We start from the raw sequence: 24,772 nt of genomic DNA on the forward strand, positions 1-24,772 counted from the left end.
ACCAACGATGATCAGTAGATTGCTCGTCGCCAACCGGGGGGAGATCGCCCGCCGGGTCTTCGCGACCTGCCGGGCGCTCGGCGTGCAGACGGTGGCCGTGCACTCGGACGCGGACGCCGACGCGCCGTTCGTCGCCGAGGCCGACCAGGCGGTCCGGCTGCCCGGGGACACGCCCGCCGAGACGTACCTGCGGGTCGAGCTGATCCTGGACGCGGCCCGGCGGTGCGGCGCGGACGCGGTCCACCCGGGGTACGGCTTCCTCGCCGAGAACGCCGAGTTCGCGGCGGCGGTGACCGACGCCGGGCTGACCTGGGTCGGCCCGCCGGCCAAGGTGATCGCCGTGATGGGCGACAAGCTCGCCGCGAAAGGGCTGCTGGCCGAGGCCGGTGTGCCGATGCTGCCCAGTTGGACCGACACCGCAGTGGTCAGCGACTTTCCGGTCCTGGTGAAGGCGTCCGCCGGTGGTGGCGGGCGGGGGATGCGGATCGTCCGGGATGCCGACGCGCTGGCCGGGGCCGTCGCGTCCGCGCGCCGCGAGGCGGCTGCCGCGTTCGGCGACGGCACTGTCTTCATCGAGCGGTACGTCGAGCGCGGCCGGCACGTCGAGGTGCAGATCTTCGGGGACACCCACGGCCGGGTGGTGGCTCTCGGCGACCGGGAGTGCTCGATCCAGCGCCGGCATCAGAAGATCGTCGAAGAGGCGCCGGCGGTCGTTCCGGAGCGGGTGCGTACGGCGTTGCACGAGGCCGCGGTGGCCGCCGGTCGCGCTGTCGACTACGTCGGCGCGGGCACTGTGGAGTTCCTGCTCGCCCCGGGTGGCGAGTTCTTCTTCCTGGAGATGAACACCCGCCTCCAGGTGGAACACCCGGTCACCGAGCTGTGCACCGGCCTGGACCTGGTGGGGTTGCAACTGCTCGTCGCCGAGGGGGAGCCACTGCCGGCGACCCTGCCGGTCGGCAGCGGGCACGCGGTCGAGGTGCGCCTCTGTGCCGAGGACGCGGCGGCGGGTTGGCGGCCGGCCACCGGTACCCTGCACCGGTTCGCGGTCCCCCAGGTGGCGGCCGAGTTCGGCGGGCTGGCCGGCCCGGGCCTGCGGCTCGACTCGGGGGTGGTGGCCGGCTCGGTGGTCGGCGTGCACTACGACTCGATGCTGGCGAAGCTGATCGCCTGGGGTCGCACCCGTGCGGAGGCGACCCGGCTGCTGTCCGCCGCGCTGGCCCGGGCCGAGCTGCACGGGGTGACCACCAACCGGGACCTGCTGGTCCGGGTGCTGCGCAGTTCGGCGTTCGCCGCCGTGGAGATCGACACCGGGTTCCTGGACCGGCATGCGGAGGTCTTCGCCCCGCTGCTCCCCGCCGACCGGGTCCCGCTGTCGGCGCTCGCCGCGGCGCTCGCCTCGGCCGCCGGCCGCCGCGCCAGCGCGACGGTGCTGGCCGGGCTGCCGTCGGGCTGGCGCAACGTGCCGGCCGTCCCGCAGGTCACCCGGTTCAGCGGTCCGGACGGCGAGGTCGAGGTCCGCTACCGGCTGGACCGCGTGGGCGGGCTCGCCGAGTGGTCCGCCAACCCCACCGCCACCGGCACCGACCCCACCGCCGACGGCGCCACCGACCTCACCGGCACCGACTCCGCGGCCGGACGGCCGGCCGTGGCGCTTGTCGAGGCCACCCCGGGTCGGGTCGTGCTCGACGTCGACGGGGTGCGGTGCGCGTACCGCGTACACCGGGTGGGGTCGGCGGTCTTCGTGGACGGCCCGGACGGGGCGGCGAGCCTTGTCGAGTTGCCGCGTCTCCCGCTGCCCACGGCGCAGGTGGCCGCCGGGTCGCTGCTCGCGCCGTTGCCCGGTGCGGTGACCCGGGTGCACGTCGAGGTCGGCCAGCGGGTCGCGGCCGGCGATCCGCTGCTCACCCTGGAAGCGATGAAGCTGGAACATCCCGTGCTCGCCCCCACCGACGGCGTGGTCGTCGAGTTGCCGGTGCCGGCCGGCGGTCAGGTGCGCACCGGCGCCGTGCTGGCCGTCATCGACAACTGACGAGGAGGACCCCTGATGACCTTCGACCTCACCCCTGAGCAGGACCAGTTGCGCGACGCCGTGCGGGCGTTGGGCCGCCGCTACGGCCACGGCTACTTCGTCGAGAAGGCGAAGGCCGGTGAGCACACCACCGAGTTGTGGGCCGAGGCGGGACGGCTCGGCTACCTGGGGGTCAACATCCCCACCGAGTACGGCGGTGGCGGCGGCGGCATCACCGAGCTGGCCATCGTCTGCGAGGAGTTGGCGGCCTCCGGCTGCCCGCTGCTGCTGCTTGTGGTCTCCCCCGCGATCGCGGCCACAGTGCTCAACCGACATGGCACCGAGGAGCAGCGCAAGCGGCACCTGCCCGGCCTCGCCGACGGCTCCCAGAAGATCGTCTTCGCGATCACCGAGCCGGAGGCCGGTTCCAACTTCCACCGGCTCGGCACTGTCGCCCGCCGGGACGGCGACGGGTGGCTGCTCAACGGCCGCAAGTGCTACATCTCCGGGGTCGACGAGGCCGACCACGTCCTGGTGGTGGCCCGTACCGAGGATTCCTCCACCGGCAGGCTCAAGCCGGCGCTGTTCCTCGTGCCTACCGACGCCGCCGGGCTGACCCGCTCCAAACTGGACATGGAGATCGTGTCCCCGGAGAACCAGTTCCTGCTCTACCTGGACGACGTGCGACTCCCCGCCGACGCGCTGGTCGGTGAGTCGCTGGACGCCGGCCTGCCGGCGCTCTTCGCCGGGCTCAACCCGGAGCGGATCACGGTGGCCGCGATGGGCGCCGGCACCGGCCGGTACGCCATCGAGCGGGCCAGCGAGTACACCGCCACGCGCAAGGTCTGGGGTGGCCGGAGCATCGGCTCACACCAGGGCGTGTCCCATCCGCTGGCACACGCGGCGGTGCAGGTGGAGTTGGCCCGCCTCATGATCCAGAAGGCCGCCACCCTGTACGACGCGGGCCGCGACCTGGAGGCCGGGGTGGCCGGCAACATGGCCAAGTACGCGGCCGGGGAGGCAGCCGCGCTCGCCGTCGACACCGCGGTCCAGGTGCTCGGCGGGGCCGGCATGACCACCGAGTACGGGGTGGCGACCCTGCTCGGTGCGGTGCGGGCCGGCCGGATCGCCCCGGTCAGCCGAGAGATGATCCTCAACTTCGTGGCCCAACACGTCCTCGGTCAGGACAAGTCCTACTGAGCCGGCCCGCCCGGCCCGCCCGGCCGGTCCGCCCGGCCCGCCTCGCGGGTGATCGACTCGGTTTCTTTGATCCCGGGGTGTCTGAGGCCCGTCGATGCCCCGACATCAAGAAAACCGAGTCGATCACCTGCGGTCCGCGCCCTGGCTACGCCCGGGTGCCCGGACGCTCGCGGTGGTGCAGGATCGCCACGGCCACCGCGAAGAGCAACACGGGCGCCAGCACCAACGTCAACCACTGCGCCCAGGTGAGCGCGTCGAGGACACCGTCGTGGCTGGAGCGCTCCAGGAACGTCCCGGTGGTCCCGAGCCCCACCCGGGTGAGCAGCAGCGTGACGCCCACCGGGACGACGAGCGCGAGCAGGCGCAGTCGGAGCGCCGTCGGCGTCGACAGGATGACAAGGGCGAAGAGCAGGTATCCCGCGGTCAGCAGGATCGCCTCGACCCGACCGACGCCGGCGGTGAACATCCACGTGCCGTAGATGGGCGACGTCGAGTCATCGGCGGCGGTCACCAGGGCGATGCTCGGAGCACCGACGCTGACCAGCGTCGCCGCCGTCAGTGTGCGGAGCCGCCAGCGCGCGAGGGTAGCCGTTACGGAACGGGGAGCGCGGAGGGCGAGTGCCAGCGGGACCATCGCGGCGAGCACGGCGGGCCAGATGTCGAAAACCGTCGAATACTGCCCGTAGGCCTCGGCGACCCGAACCACCTCGAACGCCACGCCGCCGACCGCGATGGCGGCTGCCGCCCGGCCCAACCCGAACGCGGTGAACACCGCCACGACGAGCCACAGCGCCGCCCCGAGACCACCCGGCCAGAGGGCGAACTTCTCACCGATCCCGTCGGGGTAGCTCTGCGCGAGCATGGAGAGGTGCAGCACCGGAACACGTGCGGAGCGCACGAACAGCAGCAGCGCGGCGATCAGGCCCAGCACCTGCGCCGCGTCCCGCCACGCGTCGACCGAGAATCGGGCGCCGCCCTGCCGTACGTGCGCCCGAACCGCCCCACCGAGCAGGGCGGACACGTCTCGTGCCGTCGGCCTGCGCTGGCCCGGCGCGGCGTCGTCAAGCAACACCCCGAGCAACTCGTCCTCGTACTGCCGCCGGTACGCGCGGGGATAACAGGTTAGCAGCCACCGGTATGCCTGGTGCAACGTCACGCCGCACCGCCTTCGACGATGAGGCCGGCACGGCGCAGTCGCACACTCGCCGCGTCGGCGTTGCTCCGCAGGCGCGCCGATTCCTCGGCCAGGCGTTGCGCCCCGGCGGCGGTGAGGCGGTAGTACCGGCGCAACCGGGACTGCACCTGCTCCTCCCGCTCAACGTCGATGAGGCCCTCGGTACGCAGCCGGTCCAGCGCCGCGTAGAGGGTGCCGGCGCGCAGGTCGACGCGCCCGTCGGAGATCCGGCGGACCTCGTCGAGAACGGCGTACCCGTGCCGTGGGGCCTCGACGAGCGCGGTGAGGATCAGATAGGTCGACTCTTGCATGGAAGCCTTCGCCATCGTCGCAGTATATACAGTCGGTCTGTATATACGGGCACCGCTTCGTCAAAGATGCTGGGCGGGTGTGCGACGACGTCGAGGATCGGCTGGTGGAGGGGCTCCAGCGGCCACCTCCGGCGGAATCAGTCCGGGATCCGGCAGGCGGCGTCGATGCGGTGGACCGGGCGGACCCGGCGGCCCATGCCCTCCAGCAGCGAGTCCTCGACGTGGAAGTCGCGGATGCGCAGCTGGTACCGGGGCAGCTCCTCCTCGCTCGGGCAGAGCACCTGCGCGCGGACCAGACCGACAGGCACGTACCGCACACCACCCCGCTCCTGGAGGATCACCATGTTGACGTCGTCGGTGGTGATCACGTGCCCGCGTACGTCCTCGGTGGGTCCGTTCTCCGCGCCCACTGTCGTGACGGTCAGCGGCAGCACCGGTGTGCTGATCACCGGCACCGCGGCCCAGACCAGCATGGCGAGCATGGCCACCTCGGTCACCGACGCCAGCGGGCGGATCACCACGCCGGGCAACGGCCCCGCGATGAAGAGAGCCAAGAGCGGCGGCACCACGAGCAGCGCCAACACCAGCAGCTCGCCCTGCTTCCCGGCGTCCCGCAACGTCGGCAGCAGCAGCCAGCCGTACCCGGCGAGCAGCGCGACGATCATGACCAGTCGTGGCACCACCCGTTCGTGCAGTCGCCCGGGGCGTAGCTGGAACGCGGCAGCGAACGCCGGCAGCAGCAGCGGCAGGTAGAGCAGCGGCCAGGTGATCAGGGCGAGCAGGAAACCGGCAAGCACCACCCAGGCCGGGGTGAGGTCGGCCCAGCGGGCGAAGAGCGGACGGCGACGGGTGCCCGGCGGCAGCCGGTCCGCGCCGACGGCCAGCACCGCCCCGAGCGCGAAGACGGCGACCATGCCGGTGGAGAGCAGCCGGGCCGCCGTGGTCAGGAAGCCGGCGAGCAGGTTGACCGGCCCGACGTTCGCCACCAGCAGCAGGGTGGTCTGAAGCTCGCCGCCCGCCTCCACCCCGAGGCGGAGCACCGAGAAGATCGCCGGTACGCCCACCAGCGCCGTCCAGAAGGACTGGCTGGCCCGGGCGCGCCGCTCCGCCGGGTCCCAGCGGACCCGCCCGGGCTCGACGTCGGCGACGACCGGTTCGGCTGGTTCGGCGACCGGCACGCCGACCGGCCAGCCGACCCGGTCCGTCGCGCCGGCATTCGGTTCGGCTGCGGTCGTACCGTCGGTGGCCGGCGGGGCGGCAACACCCGGCACTGACGTGCGGGGCGGCGGAACCGGGCCGTCGGCGCCGGTTGCGGTCGGCGCCGCGCTCACGTCGACGGCGCCTTGTCGTCGAAGTCGACGAGCTTCGGCACCTTCAGCGGCTGAGGCTGGCGTTTCTCCACCTTCAACCACGGGCCCAGGGTGCGGTTGTACGCGCTCTGCCAGGGGCTCACCTCCCCGTTGCGGCCCCGCTCGTAGCTCTTCTGGAGGAAGAACGCGACAAGGTCGCGCAAGGCGGGATCGCCGATCGGCACGCCGATGCCCAGCAGCTCGCTGGTGCCGAAGGGCATGTCCACGACCTCGAACTCCTTGGGATACGTGGCCAGGAACCCGGCGAGGATCGTCTCGTCCGAGCTGACCGCGTCGTACCGGCCGGCCCGGATGCCGTCGACGCAGTCCCCGACGTCCTTCACCACGAACGTCCTGACCCCGTGTTTCTCCAGCTCGGCCTCCGTGGTGGACCCACCGCTGGTGCACACCTTGTAGGCCGGGTCGCGCAGGTCCTCGATGGTGCGGACCCGGTCCCTGAGGCGGACCGGCACCATCACCTCCTGCGTGGTGACGAAGTACGGCCCGGCGAAGCTGACAAGCTTCTCGCGCTCCTCGGTCATCGAGAAGCTGGACACCACGAGGTCGACGGTGCCGCCCTGCAACGCCGGGATCCGGTTTTCGGTGGCCACCGACACGAACTCCAACCGCTGCTCCCCCTCGTAGCCCAGGGAGGCGGCGATGTACCTGCCGATCTCGACGTCGAAACCGACGTGCTGGCCGTTGCGCAGGTCGCCCATCAGCGGTTCCTTGGTGGCGACGCCGATGCGCAGCTGTGCCTGCCGGTAGATGTGCGACTCACGGATCTTCTGCTGCACGGACGGCAGCTCCGGCTCCTGCCGGCTGTCGCAGCCGGCGGCGGCGGCCAGGGTGAGGGTGAGGGCGGCCGCCAGTGTCGTCGCGACCGAACGGAGCCGGGACTGCGAACTGCCTGAGTTCATGCGCACCTCGCTGCCGGTAGAGCCTGCGAGACACCGAGAGTAGTCGTTCGAGTCCAATTCGTGTGGACGTCGCCGGTGGTAGGGGTTTCCCCACCACCGAGATCATGGGCCGCCGTGTGTTCCAGAAACGCCGCCTCGACCAGGCTTTCCGCTATGCGAAACAGCGATGTGACAGCCGGTCGAGGGCCGGTCGTCGTCGAAGTACTCGACGTGACGAAGACCTATCCAGGCGGGGGCGGTGTCCGGGCGTTGGACGGCGTGTCGGTCGCCTTCGAGGCCGGTTCGTTCTCCGCCGTGATGGGCCCGTCGGGCTCGGGCAAGTCCACGCTCCTGCACTGCGCGGCGGGCCTGGACCGGCCGGACAGCGGACGGGTACTCCTCGCCGGGCAGGACATCGGCGGGCTGCGTGAACCGCAGCTCACCCAGGCACGGCGGCAGCGGGTCGGCTTCGTCTTCCAGTCGTACAACCTGATGGATTCGCTGTCGGTCTGGCACAACATCCTGCTGCCGCAGCGGCTGGCCGGGGTACGACCGGACCGGAAGTGGGCGCAGGAGGTGATTCGCCGCGTCGGGCTCACCGGACGGGAGAACGCTCGGCCCGGCCAACTGTCCGGCGGTCAGCGGCAGCGGGTCGCCCTCGCCCGCGCCCTGGCCGGCCGATCGGAGGTCATCTTCGCCGACGAACCGACCGGGGCCTTGGACCTGTCGACCGGCCGCGAGGTACTCCAACTGCTGCGCGAAGCGGTGGACGGTGTCGGCACGACGATCGTCATGGTCACCCACGACCCGGCCGCGGCGGCGTGGGCCGACCGCGCGGTCTTCCTCGCCGACGGGCGGATCGTCACGGAGCTCGCCGACCCCACCGCCGAGAAGATCGCGGCACAGATGATGGCGGTGACCGTCCGATGATCCGGCTCGCTCTCGGCACGCTGCGCCAGCACCGCGGCGCCTACGCGGGCACGTTCTTCGCCGCGCTGCTCGCCGTGGCCCTACTCGCCGGCGGCGGTCTGCTGCTCGCCTCCGTGCTCACCGCGAAGCCGCCGGCCGACCGGTTCGCGGCGGCGGCGATCGTCGTGTCGGGCGACCGCGACGTGACAGTGGAGAAGCGCACCACCAAGCAGAAGAAGGACAAGGTAAAGGTCAAGGTCAAGGTCAAGTCCGAGAAGCTCACCGGCGCCGGCACGCTGCCGACGGACCTCGCCGGTCGGCTGGACGACCTTCCGGGAGTCGCGGCCGCGACCGCGGACGTCGCCTTCCCGGTCCAGGCAGGCACGCCGCACGGGCTGCGACTGCGCGGCGCCGATGACGCTCCCGTGATCGGACACGGGTGGAGTTCCGCACAGCTGACCCCGTACTCGCTGCGCACCGGCGAGGCGCCCGGCCCGGGCCAGGTCGTGATCGACGCCGACCTTTCCAACCGCTCGGGCACCACTGTTGGTGGACGTCTCGTCGTCACCACGAAGACCGGCGTCCGTACCCTTGTCGTGTCCGGTGTCGCCGCGCCGGCCGGGCGGGACGGATTGCCCGCCCAGGGCGCACTGTTCGTCGCCGATTCCGAGGTGGCGTCGGTGTCGGGGCTGCCCGGGCCGACCGCGGTGGCCATCCTGGCCAGACCTGGCACCGATCCGGTCGCGCTCCGCGAAGCCGTCGAAGGGGTCGCCGGGGACGCGCCGGTGCTCACCGGCGCCGACCGGGTCCGGGCCGACCTGCCCGGCGCCCTGCCCGACTACATCGGCCCCATCTCGATCTTCGGCTTCGTCATCGGTATCACGGCGTTCGCGGCCGTCTTCGTCCTCACCGGCACCGTCACGCTCGGGGTACGTCAACGCCTGCGCGAGCTGGCCCTGCTGCGCACCGCCGGCGCGACCCCCGCACAGCTGCGCCGCCTGCTCGGTCTGGAAAGTGTCCTGCTCGCCGGGGTCGCCGCACTGCCGGGCCTACCGTTGGGCGTGGTGTTCGCCCACGTGGTGGCTGCCCGGTTCCGGGAGCTGGGCGCGGTGCCGGCCCAGTTCGTCGTCCAGACCAACGTGATCGTGCTCATCGCCGCCACGGCGGCCGGGATGCTTGTGACCTTCGTCGGTGCCCGGGTCGCCGGCCGCCGAGCGGTGCGCATCGCGCCGACGCAGGCACTCGCCGAGAACGCGAACGCACCGACCGGCGGTCTCGTCCTGCGGACCGCCCTCGCGGTGGTGACCACCGCCGGCGCATTCGCCCTGCTCATCTTCGTTCCGCTCGACGGGCCGCTCGGAATGGGCATGAGCTTCGTGTCGAGCGCCCTGTTGCTGTGCGCTGTCGCGGCCCTGGGCCCGCTGCTGGTCCGGGTGCTGACGACGCCGGTGTCCCGCCTCATCGGCATCGGCGGCGCCATCGGCTGGCTGGCCGGTCTTGTCACCCGGGCCGAGTGGCGAAGGGTCGCGGCGGTCGCGGTCCCGCTCGTGCTCATGTTCGCGATCAATGCCACGATGCTGCTCAACAGCGTCATGCTTGACGAACTGACCGGGCGGGAGCAGGCGGCCCGGACGGCACCCGCGACGGCTCAGGTGACCGCACCGGGCGGGCTGGCGCTCGGTACCGTCAGAGAGCTTCTTGCCCTCGACGGGCTGACCGGCGCGGCAGCGACGGTGCCGACCCGGGCGATCGTCGAGCAGGGCGGCAAACCCGAGGACTACGCGACGCAGGGTCTGCTGGTCACCGGCACCGAGGCGGCGCTTGACCTCGATCTCCGCACCGGAACGCTGCCGGGCGATGGCACGTTCGCCGCCAGCGAGTACGTGACCGAACAGTACGGCTGGCGGGTGGGCGACGACGTTGCGGTGTGGCTCGCCGACGGCTACCAGGTCCACCTGCGCCTCGCCGGGGTGTACGCCCGAGCCCGGGGGTTCGGCGACCTGGCCCTCCCCGCGGACCTGGTGGTGGCCCACGATCCACGTGGGCTGGTCAGCACTGTGGGGCTGCGTTACCGCGGCGACGTACCGGAGCGGATCGCCGCCTCGTGGCCCAGCCTGCGGCTGGCCCCCACACTCGGCGCGGCCCCCGCCGGTGACATCCAGAACCAGCAGGGCGCCTGGGAGCTCATGGTGGTCATCTCTCTCGGCTTCACAGCGATCGCGGTCGTCAACACCTTCGCCATCGCCACCGCCGCGCGCCGCCGCGAGTTCGCCGACCTGCGCCTGGCCGGTGCGACGACAAGGCAGCTGCACCGCCTCCTCGGACGCGAGGCGATGATCACGGTCACCGTCGGGCTGGCGCTGGGTGTCCTGGTCACCGCGATCGTGGTCGGCGCGTTCGGCAGCGCCCAGGACGGCACGTTGTGGTTGTTCGTCGACGCTGCCACGTACGCGGGGATGCTCGGCGGTGTCGCGGCACTGGGATTGGTCGCGGGTGCCGTACCGGCACGGGTCCTGCTGCGACGGCGCGGTCTGCCGGCCCTGAGCGACGGGCGCTGACGGTGCTCCCGGCCGGAACACCGTTCGGACCCGTCACCCGAATCGTCGGGTGCCGGGTCCGGCCGGCGGCCACGCTCCGGCACCGGCTCGCCGTCGGTAGGATCGCCGCGATGATTCGCACAACGGCGTCGGCGCTGGCGTACCTGGTCAGCGGCATCGTCGCCGGCTTCGTCGGCCTCGCCTGGAGTGTGGCGACCATCGTTGGCGTCGGTCTCCTGTCGGTCACGCTGGTCGGTGGACCGGCGTTCCTCGGCGCCGCCTGGGTGACCCGCCGCATCGCCGACGTGGAGCGGCGCCGGGCCGGTTGGGTGCTCGGCACCGCGATCGCCGCGCCGTACCTGCCGATCGAGGGCGCAACCGTCCGGCAGCGAGCCAGCGCGGTCGCCACGCAACCGGCCACCTGGCGGGACCTGGCCTGGCTGGTCGCGCTGTTTCCGGTGGGCCTGGCGGGCGGGATCGCCGCCATCGTGGTTACCGTCGTCGATCTCGCGGCCGTGGTGGCACCGGCCTGGGCCTGGGCGGTGCCGAACCCGCGCGCGCCGTTCCCGATGGATCCGCTCATGACGACGACGCCGGGCCGGTTCGGCCTGACCATCCTCGGCGTGTTGCTGTTGCCGGTCACCGCGTGGTTCCTGCGGACCGCCGGCCTGGCCCAGGCCCGGACGGCCCGGGTCCTCCTGGCACCCGGCGCGCACCGGTACCTGGTCGAGGAAACCACCCGCCTCGCCCAGAGCCGCCGTCGGGTCGTCGATGCCCAGGCGGCAGAGCTGCGTCGAATCGAGCGGGACCTGCACGACGGCGCCCAGGCCCGGATCGTGGCCGCCGGCATGAGCATGGCGCTGGCTGCTCGCAAGCTGCCAACCGGCGCGGCCGCCGCGTCCGACGTCCACCTCGCCCGTCGGCAGCTCGACGACGCCCTCACCGAGCTGCGCCGGCTCGTCCGTGGCATCCATCCGCCGATCCTCACCGACCGTGGACTGCACGCCGCCGTCGCCGCCCTGGCCGGCGACAGCCCACTGGCCGTCGAGGTTCGCGGCGAACCCGACGATCGTTACCCGCCGGCGGTCGAGTCGGCGGCCTACTTCGTCATCGCCGAGGGTCTCGCCAATGCGGGCAAACACGCCGACGCCCGAACCTGCGTCGTCACCCTCACCCGCACCGCCGGCACCGTCACCGTCACGCTCGTCGACGACGGACAGGGCGGCGCCGACCCGTCCGGCTCCGGGCTCGACGGTCTGCGACGCCGCGTCGAGGCACTCGACGGCCAACTGACCATCACCAGTCCACCCGGCGGTCCCACCGTCCTGTCCGCGGAGCTGCCCCACTGATGCGCATCGTGATCGCCGAGGACCTGCTGCTGCTCCGGGACGGCATGGTGCGACTGCTGACCGACACCGGCCACACCGTCGTCGCCGCCGTCGACACCGCGCCCGCGCTGCTGGCGGCCGTCACCGAGCACCGACCTGACCTGTCCATCGTCGATGTCCGACTGCCGCCCGGCTTCCGCGACGAGGGACTCCGCGCCGCGCTGACGCTGCGGGCCACGGACCCGGACACCAAGGTGCTCATCGTCTCCCAGTACGTCGAGCGGGCCTACGCCGTGGAACTGCTCGCCGACGGCCGGGGCGGTGTCGGCTACCTCCTCAAGGACCGCGTGACGGCCCTCGACGACTTCCTCGACGCGGTGGAGCGGGTCGCCAACGGGGGCACCGCCCTGGACCCGGAAGTGGTCCGGCAACTGTTCACGCGCAACAGCCACAACCACGGGGTCGGCGGGCTCACCCCACGGGAGCGGGAGGTGCTCGGCCTCATGGCCGAGGGCCTGTCCAACGCGGCCATCTGCGCCGCGCTGGTCCTGGCACCGGTGTCGGTGGAGAAGCACATCACCAACATCTTCGCCAAGCTGGACCTGCCGCCGGCCGACGACGCCAACCGGCGTGTTCGCGCAGTCCTCGCCTACCTCAACCACTGAGACGTTCACCTGGCGGGGCGGACCAGGTCGAACGGACCTGCCGACCGGCGCGGCGACCCGACTCTGCGGTTGACAGCCGCCGATGTCACGACATGCTGGACGAATGAGTCGATTGTCCAGGCCCGATGCGCGGACGGTGGCGGTGCTCGCGGCACTCGGAGCGCTTGTGCCACTGGCCCTGCTTGTCGTCTGGCGCCGACAGGACCTTGTCGGCGTGGTGCTCGCCCTGCTCTGTGTCCTGCTGGCCATTGTCGCCGGGGTCAGCTTCTCCGCCGCCCGTCAGGCCGACGACCCGGAGCCGGAGGACCGGCCGGCGACCACCGGGCCGGCCGAGCTGATGCCGTACGGGATCGACGCGGACACCCTCGACGCGCTGGACAGTCGGGATGCCCTGCGGGCGGTGCGGGACCGGCGACGCGGGTCGGACGGGATCAGCGGCCGGTGAGGGTGGGCGCGGTGAGCGCGTCCACGCCCCGCCCGGCCAGGCACCGGTAGGTCCGGTCGACGCTCCCGTCGACCGGGGGCAGCACCTCCAGGTGCCAGCCGCTCGGCGCGGAGATCCCGGTGGTCAACCGGAACGTCGTGGCGCTGCACACCTGTCGCACCTGCCCGGCGGCGATCACGTCGTCGTAGTCGGCGCCGACCAGGGACACCGGCAGAATGCCCTCGGCGTACGTCTCCCAGGTGTGCCGACCGGTGCAGGACAGCCGCACCGCCTCGGCGCGATTGCCGCGGATCCGCATCGGGCCGAAGCATTCCAACTCGGGCAGGCACCGGGCCCCCTCGGGCAGGACGGTGGGCGTGCCGGTGCCGGTCGTGCAGCCGGGTAGCGGCCCGGTCGCCGGTGCGGCGACCTGGGTGACAGTCGGGTTCGGGGTCGGCGGCGCCGTCCGGTCGGCGAACCACGCCCCGGCGGTCGCGGAGCCGGCGAGCGCGAGCACCCCGGCACCGCCGAGGAACCAGCGCCGCCAGCGCCGGACGCCGGGGACCGCGTGCTGGGTGTCCTCGATGGGCGGCCGGGGCGTCGGCTGGCTCGTCGCGTACGGGGCGGGGCGGGCCGCGCCACCGCTGACCGGAGCACCGCTGACCGGGGCCGACGGTGGACCGATTGGCAGGCTGGCGAGCAGGTCGTGCAGTTCGAGGGCGGACGGGCGCTCGGCCGGGTCGTTGGCCATGCCGGCGCGCAGCACGTCGATCAGCTCGTCCGGGACGCCGGGCAGGGCGGGGAGCGGCTGGTTGAACATCTCCAGGACGGTGACGAGGCTGGGATTGCGCTCGGACTGCCAGCGGGGCGGCCGGCCGTGCATCACCGCGTAGAGGGTGGCGCAGAGCGCGTACACGTCGACGGCCGGTGACGGCGGGCTGTGGCTGAACATCTCCGGCGGCGCGTACGCCGGGGTGAGCACCTCCAGGGTGACCGAGGCATCGCGGTGCTCGGCGAGCACGGCCAGCCCGAAGTCGGCGAGCACCGCCGAGTTGAAGGCCGAGTGGAGGATGTTCGCCGGTTTCACGTCGCGGTGCAGCACCCCTGCTGCGTGCGAGTGGGCAAGCGCGTCGGCGATCTTGATGCCGAGGTCGCGGGCCTCCACCGGGTCGAGCGGCGAGGTCCGCATGCGTTCGGCGTACGAGCCGTCGCAGAGTTCCATGATCAGGTAGGGGTGCTGGTCGACGGTGACCCCGACGTCGAAGAGGTCCACCACGTGCGGGTGTGACGACATCCGGCCGGCCGCCCGCGCCTCGCGCAGGAAACGGGCCTGGTCCCGTTCGCTGTCCAGCGTCCGGTTCTCCACCTTGACGGCGACCTCGCGACCCACCGAGATCTGGGTGGCCTGGTAGACGGTCGCGTACCCACCCCGGGCAAAGACCCGCAAATCGGTCAGACCGGGCACAATCGGCACCGGCGGGCCGCCGGTCGGGGTGTCGGTCACCGCTCGAAAATACCCAACCCGGCCGGCGGCTCAGCGCACCGTGTCCGCCGGAGCGACACCGGCCGGACCGGTACCCTCCTCGGCGGGCGCGACCGCACCGGCACCGGCGGACGGAGCGACCCCGCCGGCCGGCACCGCTCTGCGGGCATCCAGGCGCAGGCCGACGGCGGTGGCCACGGCCCCCAGACCCTCCCAGGCCGCCACCCCGAAGAACCGGCCCGGAGCGATGTCGGAGAGCACGGCGATGGTGAAGACGGTGAACGTGACAAGTCGGAAGACCACTGTGAACCGGTAGAACACCCGCCACTCGGTGATCGTGGCGAGCAGGTAGTAGACGCCCATGTTGAACGCCGCCATCGAGGACGCCAACAGGAAGGTGCCGGTGTGGTCACCGACGGCACGCGTCTCCGGCACCTCGAAGCCGAGCATGCGCAACTGCGCCTCCGGCCAGAGCAGCCCGACCGCGCCCATCACCAGCGCCAACACGCCGAAGACCGCGATGGTCCAGCCCGCGATGGAACGCGGCAGCTTCATGAAGGGCCTCCCCAGGCACGGCGACGGTCACCACTGTGGACCGGCACACGGTGGTGACACGCTAGCCCCTCGCCCCGACCGACACATCCCCAGAACCGACAAAAACTCCCCTACTCGGTATTGATCAGAAAGCTTCGGTCAGGGAGGCGTCACCAACTGTCAGGCGGGGGCGGTCAGACGGGCGCGGAGGGCGTCAGCGGAGGCGCGTTCGCTGCGCTGCTCGGTCGCGTACGCCAGGCGGACCGCCTCGTCCGCACAGGACCGGGCCTCGGTCTGGTGACCGCAGGCGGCCAGCGCCTCGGCCAGCACACTGGCCGCGATCACCTGACTGCGCACGTCCTCGGCCGGCGCGGTGACCGCCCGCCGGGCCCAGTCCAACGCCTGCTCCCGCTGACCGTGCGCGAGCAGGGCCGCCGCGTACTGGGCCATCGTCTGGCGGCGGGAGAAGAGCAGCGAGGGTGCGTTCGCGGCAGCCGTCGCCACCGGGGCGAGCAGCCCGACGGCGGTCGCCGAGTCACCGGCGGCAAGCCGGGCCGTCGCCAGCAGCACCCGGGGCGCCACCTGGGCCGGGGCCTGCGGGTTGTGCGGCTCCACGGCCGTCAGCACCGCGCGGGCCACCCGTTCGGCGGTCTCGCGGTCGCCCATGTCCAACGCCACGAAACCGCGCAGCGTGCCGGCCATGCCGGTGAGCAACGGGTGCGAGGTGCGCTCGGCGTACGCCAGGGCGTCGGTGAGCAGGTCCGCCGCGTGCTCCGGCTCGCCCAGCCCGCGCGCCACCACCGCCCGGACCACGAGCGCGAACCCGAGCCCCCAGTCGTCGGAGGCGGCGGCGAACTCCCGGTACGCCCGCCGGGCCTCCCGGTCCGCCTCGGCCAGGTCACCCAACTCGGCAGTGGCGAACGCCGCCACCGCACGGAGCGTGCCCACCGCCCACGCCTCACCGACCCGCTCGCCGAAGGGCAGGAACACCTGCGCCATCCGACACGCCTCGCGCAGCCGGCCGGCGAGCAGCCGGGCGAACGCCGTGGTGCCGCGCAACCAGGCCCGCCCGTACGGGTCCTTCAGCTCGGCGAAGAGCCGGGCCGCCCGGCCGAGGACCGCGTCGGTGCCGGCGAAGTCACCACGGGTGGTGGTCACCCAGGCCAGGTTCTGTAGCGACCAGGCCTGTCCCCGCCGGTCCTGCGCACCGAGGCTGACCTGGTACGCGGCAGCCAACCGGCTGCTCGCCTGGCTCAGCCGACCGGCCACGAAGTCGGCCATGCCGAGCCGGCGCATCGCCGTCGCCCGCTGCACCGGCAGCCCACCGGCGGTGGCAACCTGCAACGCCTCGTGCCACGCGGTCATCGCCCTGCCCTGATCACCGAGGGTCTCCTGGGCCTGCCCCGCGAGCAGCAGGGCACCGACCCGGGTGGCCTCGTCCCCCGCGTTCGCGGCGATCTTCTCCGCGTACGCCAGCGCGTCGGCGACGCGGCCGACCTGGAGCAGCGCCCGCGCGTGCACCACCCGATCGGCCGCCGGCACCCCGTCGCGGGCGAGTTCGGTGGCGCGTTCGGCGTACTCGACGGCCAGCACCGGCTCGCCGGCGGACAGCGACCGGCGGGCGGCCCGGCCGAGCGCGGCGACGCCGAGCGGCACCACCGCCCGGGCCGGCGCGTCCGGGCGCAGCTTCACCGCGTCGGCGAGCGTCGCGGCCCGCTCGACGTGCGTCGCCACGAAGTCGTCCCGGGCCTCGTCGCTGAAGCCGCCCACGGTGCTGACCTCGGTCCCGTCCGCCGGTGCCGCCCAACGGGCCAACGCGGCGTGCCGCTCGGCCAGCTCCGCCTTGCTCACCCCGGCGTACGCGGCCTCCCGCATCAGCGGGGTCGCGAACGAGTAGCCGGCCCGGGAGCGGTGCAGCATCCGGCGTTGCAGCAACTCCTCGACGGCCCGGTCGAGCTCCACGGCGACCACTGCCGACGGCCGGCCGTCGCGGCCGGCGCGCTGCTCGCGCATCGCCTCCAGCGCACCGGTCGGCACCGTGTCACCGATCACCGCGGCGTCGCGCAGCACCGAGCGGGCGTCCGGCGGCAGCGCGTCGATCCGGGCGGCGAGCACGGCGGCGAGGTCGCGGGAGAGCAGCCGGCTGCCCAGCGAACCGGGCACCAACCGCCAGCCGGCCGAGGGGCTCTGGTCCCGCTCGCCGGAACCGGGCCGGTCCTTCGCGGCGCGGACACCGCGCGCGGTTTCCGTGGTGAGCGCCCCGCGCTCGATGAGCAGGGTGACCAACTCGGCCAGGTAGAAGGGGTTGCCCTGCGCGGTGGCGAGCAGCCGGTCCGCGTCGGCCGGTGGCAACTTGCCGCCACCGAGGTAGCTGGTGAGCAGCCGCGCCGCGTCGGCGCCCCGCAGCGGCGGCAGGGAGTGCACCTCGGCGTCCGCGACCCGGGTCAGCGCGCCCGCGGTCCGCACCAGCTCGGGGCGGCCGAGCAGCAGCACCAGCACCGGGCCGGTGAGCCTGGACAGGGTCAGCCCGAGGGCGCCGATCGTCTCGGCGGTGGCGTCGTGCAGGTCGTCCACCACGATCACCAGCGGCGCCTCCGAGGCGAGCCCACTGAGCAGGTCGGCAACCGCGTTCGGCACCGCCTCGGCATCAGCGGCCGGGGTGCCCGATCCGCTCCACTCGCCGGTGTCGGTGCCGCCGTGTGCCGCCAGTTCGGCGTAGCCGAGCAGGGCCAGCAACTGCTCGATGGCGATCGGCGGGGTCTCCCCACCGGAGCGGGCGAGCCGCTGCCCGAGCCGCCGCAGCCTCTCCTCCACCGCCGGTCGGGTCAGTGCGGTGGCGGCGTCGCTGGGCAGGCCGACGGCGGCCCGCACCAGGTCGGCGAGGGGCGCGAGCCGGCGTCGCTCACCGAACGCGGCGCAGCGCACCGAGAGCACCCGGGCGCCGGTGTGCGCCGCGTACCGGCCAGCGCCCACGTCGTATCCGGCGGCGAGGCGCTCCACCTCGGCGGCGAACCGGGACTTGCCGATGCCGGCCTCGGCGGTCATCAGGACCACCCGCGGGTCACCCTGGTCGATCACCTCGGCGAGCCGGCCGGCGATCCGGCCGATCTCCGTCTCCCGGCCGACGTACGGCGCCTCGTCGCCGAGCCCCGAGCGGGTGCCGGGGGCGTCCAGCAGACCCAGCAGCTCGTACGCCTCGACCGGCTCACGCTTGCCCTTGAGCCGCAGCGGCCGCAGGGCCCGCCAGGAGGAGACGTGCCGGGTGGCGGCGGCGGTACGCCCACCGGCGTAGACCGCGCCGACCGCCGCGGCGTCGGCCAGCCGGGCGGCGGTGTTCACCGTGTCGCCGATGACCGTGTACTCGATGGCCGCCTGGATGCCCGCGATGACGTCGCCGGTGTTCAGCCCGACCCGCAGCCCGAGCGGCGCGCCGCCGCCCCGCTCGTCGTCGAGCACCCGGCGGACGGCCCGCTGCATGGACAGGGCGGCCCGCACCGCGCGTTCGGCGTCGTCCTCGTGCGCCACCGGGGCGCCGAAGACCGCCATGATCCCGTCGCCTGTCAACTTGTCGACGTGCCCGCCGAAGGTCTTCACGGCGCCGGCGAGGGCGGCCAGCACCCGGTCGGTGACCGCGCCGACGCGCTCCGGGTCGAGGTCCTCCGACCAGGAGGTGAACTCGGAGAGGTCACCGAAGAGCACGGTGACCACCCGGCGCTCGGCCGCCGGCAACGTGGCGGCGGCCGGCAGCGCGGCTCCACAGTTGTGGCAGAACCGCGCACCGGGAACGGCAACGGTTCCGCACACGGGGCAGGTCACATGTGCTCCAACCCACTGACCCCGGGCGCGGATTCCCCGGTGCCGACACCCAGATACTCCAACTGTGCACGGACCGACCACTCAGCCGCCCACCAGAGCGAGCGGTCCACGTCCGCGTAGACCGCCGCGACCACGTCGGCGGGGGTGGCGGCACCGGCCGCGACCGCGTCCCGGACCTGGTCCAGCCGGGCCCGGCGGTGCGCGAGGTAGAAGTCGGCGGCGGCGGCGCAGTCGGCAAGCGCCGGGCCGTGTCCGGGCAGCGCCGGAATCCCCCGGTACGCGGACAGCAGCTCCAGGCTGCTCAGGTAGTCACCGAGGTGCCCGTCCGGGTGGGCGACGACTGTGGTGCCCCGGCCGAGGATGGTGTCACCGGTGAGCACCACCCGCTCGTCGCCGTGCTCGACCAGGAAGCAGACCGAGTCGGCGGTGTGTCCCGGGGTGTTCAGCAGACGGACCGCCAGGCCGAAGCCGCCGAAGTGCTCGACCGGCTCGGTCAGCGGCTCGGCCCCGATGGTGTGCGCCGGGTCGACGGCGAGGACGTGCACACCGCCGAGCAGCTCACTCAGCCGGGCCGCGCCCTCGGTGTGGTCGGGGTGGCCGTGGGTGATCAGGATCAGCCCGATGGGGCCGTGCTCGGCGATCCGACTCAGGTGCCCCTCGTCGGCCGGCCCCGGGTCGACAACGATGGCGGACTCGGCCGCCGGGGCGCGCAGCACCCAGGTGTTGGTGCCGTCGAGGGTCATCGGCCCCGGGTTCGCCGCGCGCAGCAGTGTCACCCAGGTCGGCAGCTCGTCGGCGACAGCCGCCGCCGGCGCCGTCACGTGCCCGCTCATGGCTGCGATCGTACGACCCCGCCCGCCACACCCCACGATCTTGCCCGCGCGGTCCCTGATTCGTCACCGTTCAGGGCTTTTCGCCGTGCCAGCGGCACAAGATCGCGGGGTGTGGCCGAGCGTCAGGCGACCTCGACGATCAGTTCGATCTCCACCGGGGCGTCGAGCGGCAGCTCGGCCACTCCGACGGCGCTGCGGGCGTGGCGGCCGGCCTCACCGAAGACGGTGCCGAAGAGGTCGGAGGCGCCGTTGATCACCGCGGGTTGACCGGTGAAGCCGGGCGCGGAGGCCACGAAACCGGTCACCTTGACCACCTTGACCACATTTTCCAGGCCGACCAGGGAGTCGACAGCGGCCAGCGCGTTGAGCGCGCACCGCTGGGCCAGGTCCTTCGCCTGCTCGGCGGAGATCCCGGCGCCGACCTTGCCGGTCGCGAGCAGCTTGCCCTCGGCGATCGGCAACTGGCCGGAGACGTACACGTGCTGCCCGGACTGCACCGCCGGCACGTAACTGGCCACCGGCGGCACGACCTCGGGCAGGTCGAGCCCCAGCTCGGCGAGCTTCGCGTGCGGACCGTTGCTCACGCCTTCGGTCGCTTCAGGTAGGCGACCAACTGGTCGGGGTTCGGTCCGGGGACCACGGCGACGAGCTCCCACCCGTCCTCGCCCCAGTTGTCGAGGATCTGCTTGGTCGCGTGGACCAGCAGCGGGACCGTGGAGTATTCCCACTTCTGCATCGCTGAAGGGCTCCCTCTCGGTGCGGAATTGTTCGAGGCACAGCCTACGGTCCGCTGGCCGGGCGAGGCGCGGGACGCTGCTCCGGCGCGGCCGGCACCTCCCCACAGAGCCCCTCGTGCTCGTAACCCTGGGGGCAGCGGGACCGGTCGGGCAGCAGCAGGTCGCAGAAGACCCGGTGCCTGTTGTTCTGATCGTCGGCGTTGGACACTGTGGTCTCGCCCGCATCCAACTCGGGCAGGAAGCCCAGCGACACCGCGACCCGGCCGGCCAGCACTGTCGCCGCCGCCAGACTCGGCACCCGGATCGGCAGGTGGATGACGAAGCCCGGCTCGTCGTCGTCGCGGGCCCGGTCGGCGGCGTGGCCCGGCGCCCGGCCCGCCTCCGCCTGCTCCGGCATCCGGCGGTACGACCGTTCGTTGACCGGCTGGCCGCCGATCTGCCCACTCGCCGTGTACGTGGACCCGGACCGGTGCGGCCGCTCGTTGGTCGGGAACTGGGTGCGAGGGATGTTGTCCACGTCGCGCATGCACTGCCTCCGGTCGTACCGCTCGGATCACTCTTCCGGTCCGGACCCATTCGTCCGTTCCGCCCCCCGCGCCGGGACGAAGGTAGGTCCGGGGCCGCAGTCCCGCCAATAGGACGCGCCCGAATGGCCACCTACAGTCACATATGCGACACCCCGCAGGTCGGAGGCCCGCTGGCGCGCCGGACGCGGGTCTCGCCGGCCGGATCGGTGGGCAGCCGCGCGGCACAGGCGACACCGCTGCCGTCATCGACCGCTACCCTTCCGGTCGGGCGGTCGCGCAGCGCCCGACAGCCCGCTCGATCACGCTCGACGCCAGGGGTGGCGGCGGGCGCCGCACCCCCGGGGGAAGACGATGACCCAACCGCCCAGCGGCGACCAGGCCGGTCCATCCGCCCTCCCGCCGGAACCCACCGATCCGCCCGGCGCTGCGGCCGCCCCCGCCCAACCGGCCCCCGCCGCGCCGTCCGGGCAGCTCGCGCTCCCCGCGCCGCCCGCACCGGCGGCGGTGCCCGCGCCACCGACCATCCCCATCCAGCAGACCTTCCCCGCGCCGACCGGTGGGGCCGACGGTGCCGGCACGCCGGCCGCGACGCCGACCCAACCCGGCACGCCGGGCGCCTCGACCATCCCGCCAGCCCCGCCGGCGTACCCGGCCTATCCCGGTACGGCCGAGCCGAAGAAGAAGCGCGGCCTGCTGATCGCGGCGGTCGCACTCGTCGTGATCATGGTGCTCTGCGTGGGCGGTGGCGTGCTGGCGTTCCTGACCCTGCGCAACGCCGAGACCGGCGAGGGCGCCAAGGAGCCGGCGGTCGCCGTCGACGAGTTCCTCACCGCGGTCTACAAGGATCGCGACGCGACAAAGGCGGCCAAGCGCGTGTGCGCCACCTCTCGCGACGACGGAAAGATCGCCGCGAAGGTGGCCGAGGTGCAGAAGTACGCGTCCCAGTACCAGAACCCCCGGTTCAAGTGGACCACCCCGAAGGTGGACAACCAGACCGGCGACCGGGCCACCGTCTCCACCCGGGTCACCATGACCACCGCCGACGAGAAGGTGGCCGACCAGGACCTGCGCTTCACCGTCGTGCAGAAGACGGGTTGGTGGGTCTGCGAGGTCGCCTGACCGCCAGGCGTGGATAGGCTCGACGGGTGTGTGCAGCTGAGCGGCCGTTCGACCCGGCCGGTACCGGATGGTCGGCCCGCCTCCACGTGGTGACCGGCAAGGGTGGCACCGGCAAGACCAGCGTGGCGGCGGCCCTGGCCCTCGCGCTCGCCGCCGGCGGTCGGCGCACCCTGCTGGTCGAGGTCGAGGGGCGGCAGGGCATCGCCCAACTCTTCGGCATCGACCCGCTGCCGTACGAGGAGCGGCACCTCGCCGAAGCGCCGGACGGCGGCGAGGTGCGCGCCCTCGCGGTGGACGCCGAGGAGGCGTTGCTCGAATACCTGGACATGTTCTACAAGCTGGGCGCGGCGGGTCGGGCGCTGCGCAAGCTCGGCGCCATCGACTTCGCCACCACCATCGCACCTGGTCTGCGGGACGTGCTGCTCACCGGCAAGGTGAAGGAGGCCACCACCCGCACCTCGGGGCAGCGGCGCGCGTACGACGCGGTGGTGCTGGACGCCCCGCCGACCGGGCGGATCGGTCGGTTCCTCAACGTCACGGCGGAGACGGCCCGGCTGGCCAAGGTGGGCCCGATCAAGACCCAGAGCGAGGGGGTCGCCGCGCTGTTGCGCTCCCCGATAACCGCGGTCCACGTGGTCACGCTGTTGGAGGAGATGCCGGTACAGGAGACGGTGGACGCCATCGCCGACCTGACCGCCCTCGGCTTCGGCACCGGGAAGGTGATCGTCAACGGCACCCGACCGCCGCTGCCCGCCGGTCCGGCGGTCACCGCCGCGGAGCTGCGGCGTGGCCTGGTCGCCGCCGGGTTGCCAACCGATCGGGACACCGTTGCCGGTTTGCACGACGAGGCGCGTGACCAGCTCATCCGGCGCGAACTGGAGGATTCGCTCCGCGCCGACCTGGTGGAGTTGGGGCTGCCGATGGTCGAGCTGCCGTTGCTGCCCGACGGGGTGGACCGGGCCGGGCTCGCGGCGCTGGCCCAGGCCCTCGTGCACGCCGATTGACTCACACCTGAGCGCAGCACGGGCGCGTGGACCGACGCGGCCCGATACGCTCGATTGGTGCCTTCCGAAGACGCGGCGCCGCAGCTGGACGTCGACCAGATCCTCGCCGACCCGGGCGTACGGATCGTCGTGTGCTGCGGTGCCGGCGGGGTGGGAAAGACGACAACGGCCGCGGCGTTGGCGCTGCGGGCCGCCGAGCACCACGGCCGGCGCACCGTGGTGCTCACCATCGACCCGGCCCGCCGGCTGGCCCAGTCGCTGGGCCTGACCGAGCTGGACAACACCCCCCGCCAGGTCAAGGGGATCGACGTCGAGAGCAGCGGCGGCGAGCTGCACGCCATGATGCTGGACATGAAGCGCACCTTCGACGACGTGGTGCTGCAACACACCGATCCGACGAAGGCCGCGGAGATCTTCGCGAACCCGTTCTACCAGGCGATGAGTTCGACCTTCGCCGGCACGCAGGAATACATGGCGATGGAGAAGCTCGGCCAGCTGCACGCCCGGGGCGAGTGGGACCTGATCGTGGTGGACACCCCGCCGTCGCGCTCGGCACTGGATTTCCTGGACGCCCCGGCCCGGCTCTCCCGGTTCCTCGACGGTCGGATGCTCCGACTGTTGCTGGCCCCGGCGCGCAGCGGCGGGCGGAGCATGTTCAGCCTGGTCACCGCCTCGTTCGGGATGTTCTCGAAGGTGGTGCAGAAGGTCCTCGGCGCGCAACTGCTCACCGACCTGTCCGGCTTCGTGGCCGCACTGGACTCGATGTTCGGTGGTTTCCGGCAGCGAGCCGAGCAGACGTACCGGATCCTGCAGGCCCGGGAGACGGCCTTCCTGCTTGTCGCGACGCCGGAGCCGGACGCGGTCCGGGAGGCCGCCTACTTCGCGGGCCGGTTGCGGGAGGAGCGGATGCCGTTGGCCGGCCTGGTGCTCAACCGGGTGCACCGGCTCGCGGTGCCGGAGCTGGACGCCGAGCAGAGCCGGGTCGCCGCCGAACGGCTGACCGAGCTGGGTGGGCACGAGGCCACCGCCGACGTGCTGCGGGCGCACGCGGCGCTGGCCCGGCAGGCGGTACGCGAGCAGCAGGTCGCTGCGCGGTTCACCGAGGCGTTCCCGGCGGTGCCGGCGGTGTCGGTGACGGCACAGCCCGCCGACGTGCACGACGTCGACGGGCTACGGACGATCGGCGCGGCGATCAGCCGGCCGTGACCGTCGTCAGTTGGCCGCACTGACGAGGATCTTGTCCTTTCCGGCCTTTTCCTTGCTGTTCTTCTTCATCGCGGCCTCGAACATCTTGCGCCAGCTCGTCACCTGCGGGTGTCGCCGCAGCAGTGCCCGCCGTTCGCGTTCGGTCATGCCGCCCCACACACCGAACTCGATCCGGTTGTCCAGCGCGTCGGCCAGGCACTCGTACCGAACTGGGCAGCTCCGGCAGATCCGCTTCGCCACGTTCTGTTCGGCGCCCTGTACGAACAACGCGTCCGGGTCCCCGTTCTGACACGCCGCCAGCGACGGCCAGTCAGTGATCATGCCCATGTGTACACGTCCCCCCTTGCAGTACCTACCGACCTCGTCGATGCACGCCAGCCGGCAATTCCCCCCGATCGCCCGGCTCGCCTTCCCCAAGGCGGCACGGACGACATGTGGCGCTGTCGCCGCCCCCATCATGCTCTGTAGTCGGCTGATTACGCAACGTTGTCGGCGAAATCCATCATTCCGGACACTCCCGGCTTCCCGGGCCTTCGACCGCCGGTTACCCCGCCGAGGTCGCCGATAACGCTGCGCGGCCTCCTTCGATCGGAGGAGACTCACGCCAGGTCACACGCAACCAAGCACCGGGGGTCGTGCGTTTAGCACAACGAGGGCAGCGCGCGCAGGAAATGGGGAAAGAACGCCCCAGCGCCCCTCATTCCCTACT

At 72.7% G+C, this 24,772-nt stretch carries 22 protein-coding genes; 10 read left to right on the forward strand and 12 right to left on the reverse strand.

Annotation, left to right across the window (positions count from 1 at the left end; translation table 11 throughout):
• Window positions 1-7: 7 nt before the first annotated feature.
• Together ACQPWW_RS32825 and ACQPWW_RS32830 are read left to right on the forward strand one after the other, a co-directional pair.
• Window positions 8-2,029 (forward strand): biotin carboxylase N-terminal domain-containing protein, encoded by a 2,022-nt coding sequence (locus tag ACQPWW_RS32825; RefSeq protein ID WP_433127678.1) that lies wholly within the window; start codon window positions 8-10, stop codon window positions 2,027-2,029.
• 15 nt (window positions 2,030-2,044) lie between these two features.
• Window positions 2,045-3,208 (forward strand): acyl-CoA dehydrogenase family protein, encoded by a 1,164-nt coding sequence (locus tag ACQPWW_RS32830; RefSeq protein ID WP_433127679.1) that lies wholly within the window; start codon window positions 2,045-2,047, stop codon window positions 3,206-3,208.
• A gap of 145 nt (window positions 3,209-3,353) precedes the next feature.
• On the opposite strand, the gene ACQPWW_RS32835 is transcribed toward ACQPWW_RS32830, so the two are convergent.
• The 4 genes from ACQPWW_RS32835 to ACQPWW_RS32850 all read right to left on the reverse strand — a co-directional run bounded on the left by ACQPWW_RS32835 (window position 3,354) and on the right by ACQPWW_RS32850 (window position 6,962).
• Window positions 3,354-4,364, reverse strand: a complete 1,011-nt coding sequence (locus ACQPWW_RS32835) for a hypothetical protein (protein ID WP_433127680.1) — start codon at window positions 4,362-4,364, stop codon at window positions 3,354-3,356.
• Window positions 4,361-4,708 (reverse strand): PadR family transcriptional regulator, encoded by a 348-nt coding sequence (locus ACQPWW_RS32840; protein ID WP_433127681.1) that lies wholly within the window; start codon window positions 4,706-4,708, stop codon window positions 4,361-4,363. The genes ACQPWW_RS32835 and ACQPWW_RS32840 overlap by 4 nt, the downstream gene beginning before the upstream one ends.
• A gap of 122 nt (window positions 4,709-4,830) precedes the next feature.
• Window positions 4,831-6,024, reverse strand: coding sequence for a hypothetical protein (locus ACQPWW_RS32845; protein ID WP_433127682.1), 1,194 nt, complete (start codon window positions 6,022-6,024; stop codon window positions 4,831-4,833).
• A complete protein-coding gene (locus ACQPWW_RS32850) occupies window positions 6,021-6,962 on the reverse strand; it encodes a transporter substrate-binding domain-containing protein (RefSeq protein WP_433127683.1) in 942 nt (313 codons plus the stop codon). Before ACQPWW_RS32850 ends, ACQPWW_RS32845 begins: the two co-directional genes overlap by 4 nt.
• A gap of 153 nt (window positions 6,963-7,115) precedes the next feature.
• Between ACQPWW_RS32850 and ACQPWW_RS32855 the strand changes: the two genes are divergently transcribed.
• The 5 genes from ACQPWW_RS32855 (at window position 7,116) to ACQPWW_RS32875 (ending at window position 12,825) form a co-directional block, all read left to right on the forward strand.
• Window positions 7,116-7,871, forward strand: coding sequence for an ABC transporter ATP-binding protein (locus tag ACQPWW_RS32855; protein WP_433127684.1), 756 nt, complete (start codon window positions 7,116-7,118; stop codon window positions 7,869-7,871).
• Window positions 7,868-10,408, forward strand: a complete 2,541-nt coding sequence (locus ACQPWW_RS32860) for an ABC transporter permease (protein ID WP_433127685.1) — start codon at window positions 7,868-7,870, stop codon at window positions 10,406-10,408. Before ACQPWW_RS32855 ends, ACQPWW_RS32860 begins: the two co-directional genes overlap by 4 nt.
• Before the next feature lie 110 nt (window positions 10,409-10,518).
• The gene (locus ACQPWW_RS32865; RefSeq protein WP_433127686.1) at window positions 10,519-11,736 is read left to right on the forward strand and encodes a sensor histidine kinase; all 1,218 of its coding nucleotides are present in this window, start codon (window positions 10,519-10,521) and stop codon (window positions 11,734-11,736) included.
• On the forward strand, window positions 11,736-12,380 hold the full coding sequence (locus ACQPWW_RS32870) for a response regulator transcription factor (protein ID WP_433127687.1): 645 nt from the start codon (window positions 11,736-11,738) through the stop codon (window positions 12,378-12,380). Before ACQPWW_RS32865 ends, ACQPWW_RS32870 begins: the two co-directional genes overlap by 1 nt.
• 103 nt (window positions 12,381-12,483) lie before the next feature.
• Window positions 12,484-12,825, forward strand: a complete 342-nt coding sequence (locus ACQPWW_RS32875; RefSeq protein WP_433127688.1) for a hypothetical protein — start codon at window positions 12,484-12,486, stop codon at window positions 12,823-12,825.
• Here ACQPWW_RS32875 and ACQPWW_RS32880 read toward each other — a convergent pair.
• From ACQPWW_RS32880 to ACQPWW_RS32910, 7 genes are all read right to left on the reverse strand, one after another.
• Window positions 12,812-14,308, reverse strand: coding sequence for a serine/threonine-protein kinase (locus ACQPWW_RS32880; protein WP_433127689.1), 1,497 nt, complete (start codon window positions 14,306-14,308; stop codon window positions 12,812-12,814). The two genes, ACQPWW_RS32875 and ACQPWW_RS32880, sit on opposite strands and share 14 nt — an antisense overlap.
• A 30-nt stretch (window positions 14,309-14,338) precedes the next feature.
• On the reverse strand, window positions 14,339-14,842 hold the full coding sequence (locus tag ACQPWW_RS32885; protein ID WP_433127690.1) for a hypothetical protein: 504 nt from the start codon (window positions 14,840-14,842) through the stop codon (window positions 14,339-14,341).
• Between the two features lie 159 nt (window positions 14,843-15,001).
• Complete coding sequence (locus tag ACQPWW_RS32890; protein ID WP_433127691.1) at window positions 15,002-18,637, reverse strand: adenylate/guanylate cyclase domain-containing protein; 3,636 nt, start codon at window positions 18,635-18,637, stop codon at window positions 15,002-15,004.
• Window positions 18,634-19,470 carry an MBL fold metallo-hydrolase gene (locus tag ACQPWW_RS32895; RefSeq protein ID WP_433127692.1) on the reverse strand — a complete coding sequence of 279 codons (837 nt, stop codon included), beginning with the start codon at window positions 19,468-19,470 and terminating at the stop codon, window positions 18,634-18,636. Before ACQPWW_RS32895 ends, ACQPWW_RS32890 begins: the two co-directional genes overlap by 4 nt.
• Window positions 19,471-19,592: 122 nt before the next feature.
• On the reverse strand, window positions 19,593-20,054 hold the full coding sequence (locus tag ACQPWW_RS32900) for a RidA family protein (RefSeq protein WP_433127693.1): 462 nt from the start codon (window positions 20,052-20,054) through the stop codon (window positions 19,593-19,595).
• Window positions 20,051-20,206 (reverse strand): DUF4177 domain-containing protein, encoded by a 156-nt coding sequence (locus tag ACQPWW_RS32905; RefSeq protein WP_007466198.1) that lies wholly within the window; start codon window positions 20,204-20,206, stop codon window positions 20,051-20,053. The genes ACQPWW_RS32900 and ACQPWW_RS32905 overlap by 4 nt, the downstream gene beginning before the upstream one ends.
• A gap of 44 nt (window positions 20,207-20,250) precedes the next feature.
• Window positions 20,251-20,733, reverse strand: coding sequence for a hypothetical protein (locus tag ACQPWW_RS32910; protein ID WP_433127694.1), 483 nt, complete (start codon window positions 20,731-20,733; stop codon window positions 20,251-20,253).
• Between the two features lie 529 nt (window positions 20,734-21,262).
• On the opposite strand from ACQPWW_RS32910, the gene ACQPWW_RS32915 reads away from it, so the two are divergent.
• Genes ACQPWW_RS32915 through ACQPWW_RS32925 form a run of 3 tightly spaced genes read left to right on the forward strand, consistent with a single transcriptional unit; the run spans window position 21,263 to window position 24,063 of the window.
• Window positions 21,263-21,853 (forward strand): Rv0361 family membrane protein, encoded by a 591-nt coding sequence (locus ACQPWW_RS32915; protein ID WP_433134722.1) that lies wholly within the window; start codon window positions 21,263-21,265, stop codon window positions 21,851-21,853.
• Between the two features lie 26 nt (window positions 21,854-21,879).
• Window positions 21,880-22,857 (forward strand): ArsA-related P-loop ATPase, encoded by a 978-nt coding sequence (locus tag ACQPWW_RS32920; RefSeq protein ID WP_433127695.1) that lies wholly within the window; start codon window positions 21,880-21,882, stop codon window positions 22,855-22,857.
• 54 nt (window positions 22,858-22,911) lie between these two features.
• Complete coding sequence (locus ACQPWW_RS32925; RefSeq protein ID WP_433127696.1) at window positions 22,912-24,063, forward strand: ArsA family ATPase; 1,152 nt, start codon at window positions 22,912-22,914, stop codon at window positions 24,061-24,063.
• Between the two features lie 6 nt (window positions 24,064-24,069).
• Here ACQPWW_RS32925 and ACQPWW_RS32930 read toward each other — a convergent pair whose 3' ends face one another.
• Window positions 24,070-24,390 carry a WhiB family transcriptional regulator gene (locus ACQPWW_RS32930; RefSeq protein ID WP_184179440.1) on the reverse strand — a complete coding sequence of 107 codons (321 nt, stop codon included), beginning with the start codon at window positions 24,388-24,390 and terminating at the stop codon, window positions 24,070-24,072.
• Between the last annotated feature and the right edge of the window lie 382 nt (window positions 24,391-24,772).

It is taken from the genome of Micromonospora sp. CA-240977, from assembly GCF_050942285.1.
GTDB lineage: Bacteria > Actinomycetota > Actinomycetes > Mycobacteriales > Micromonosporaceae > Micromonospora.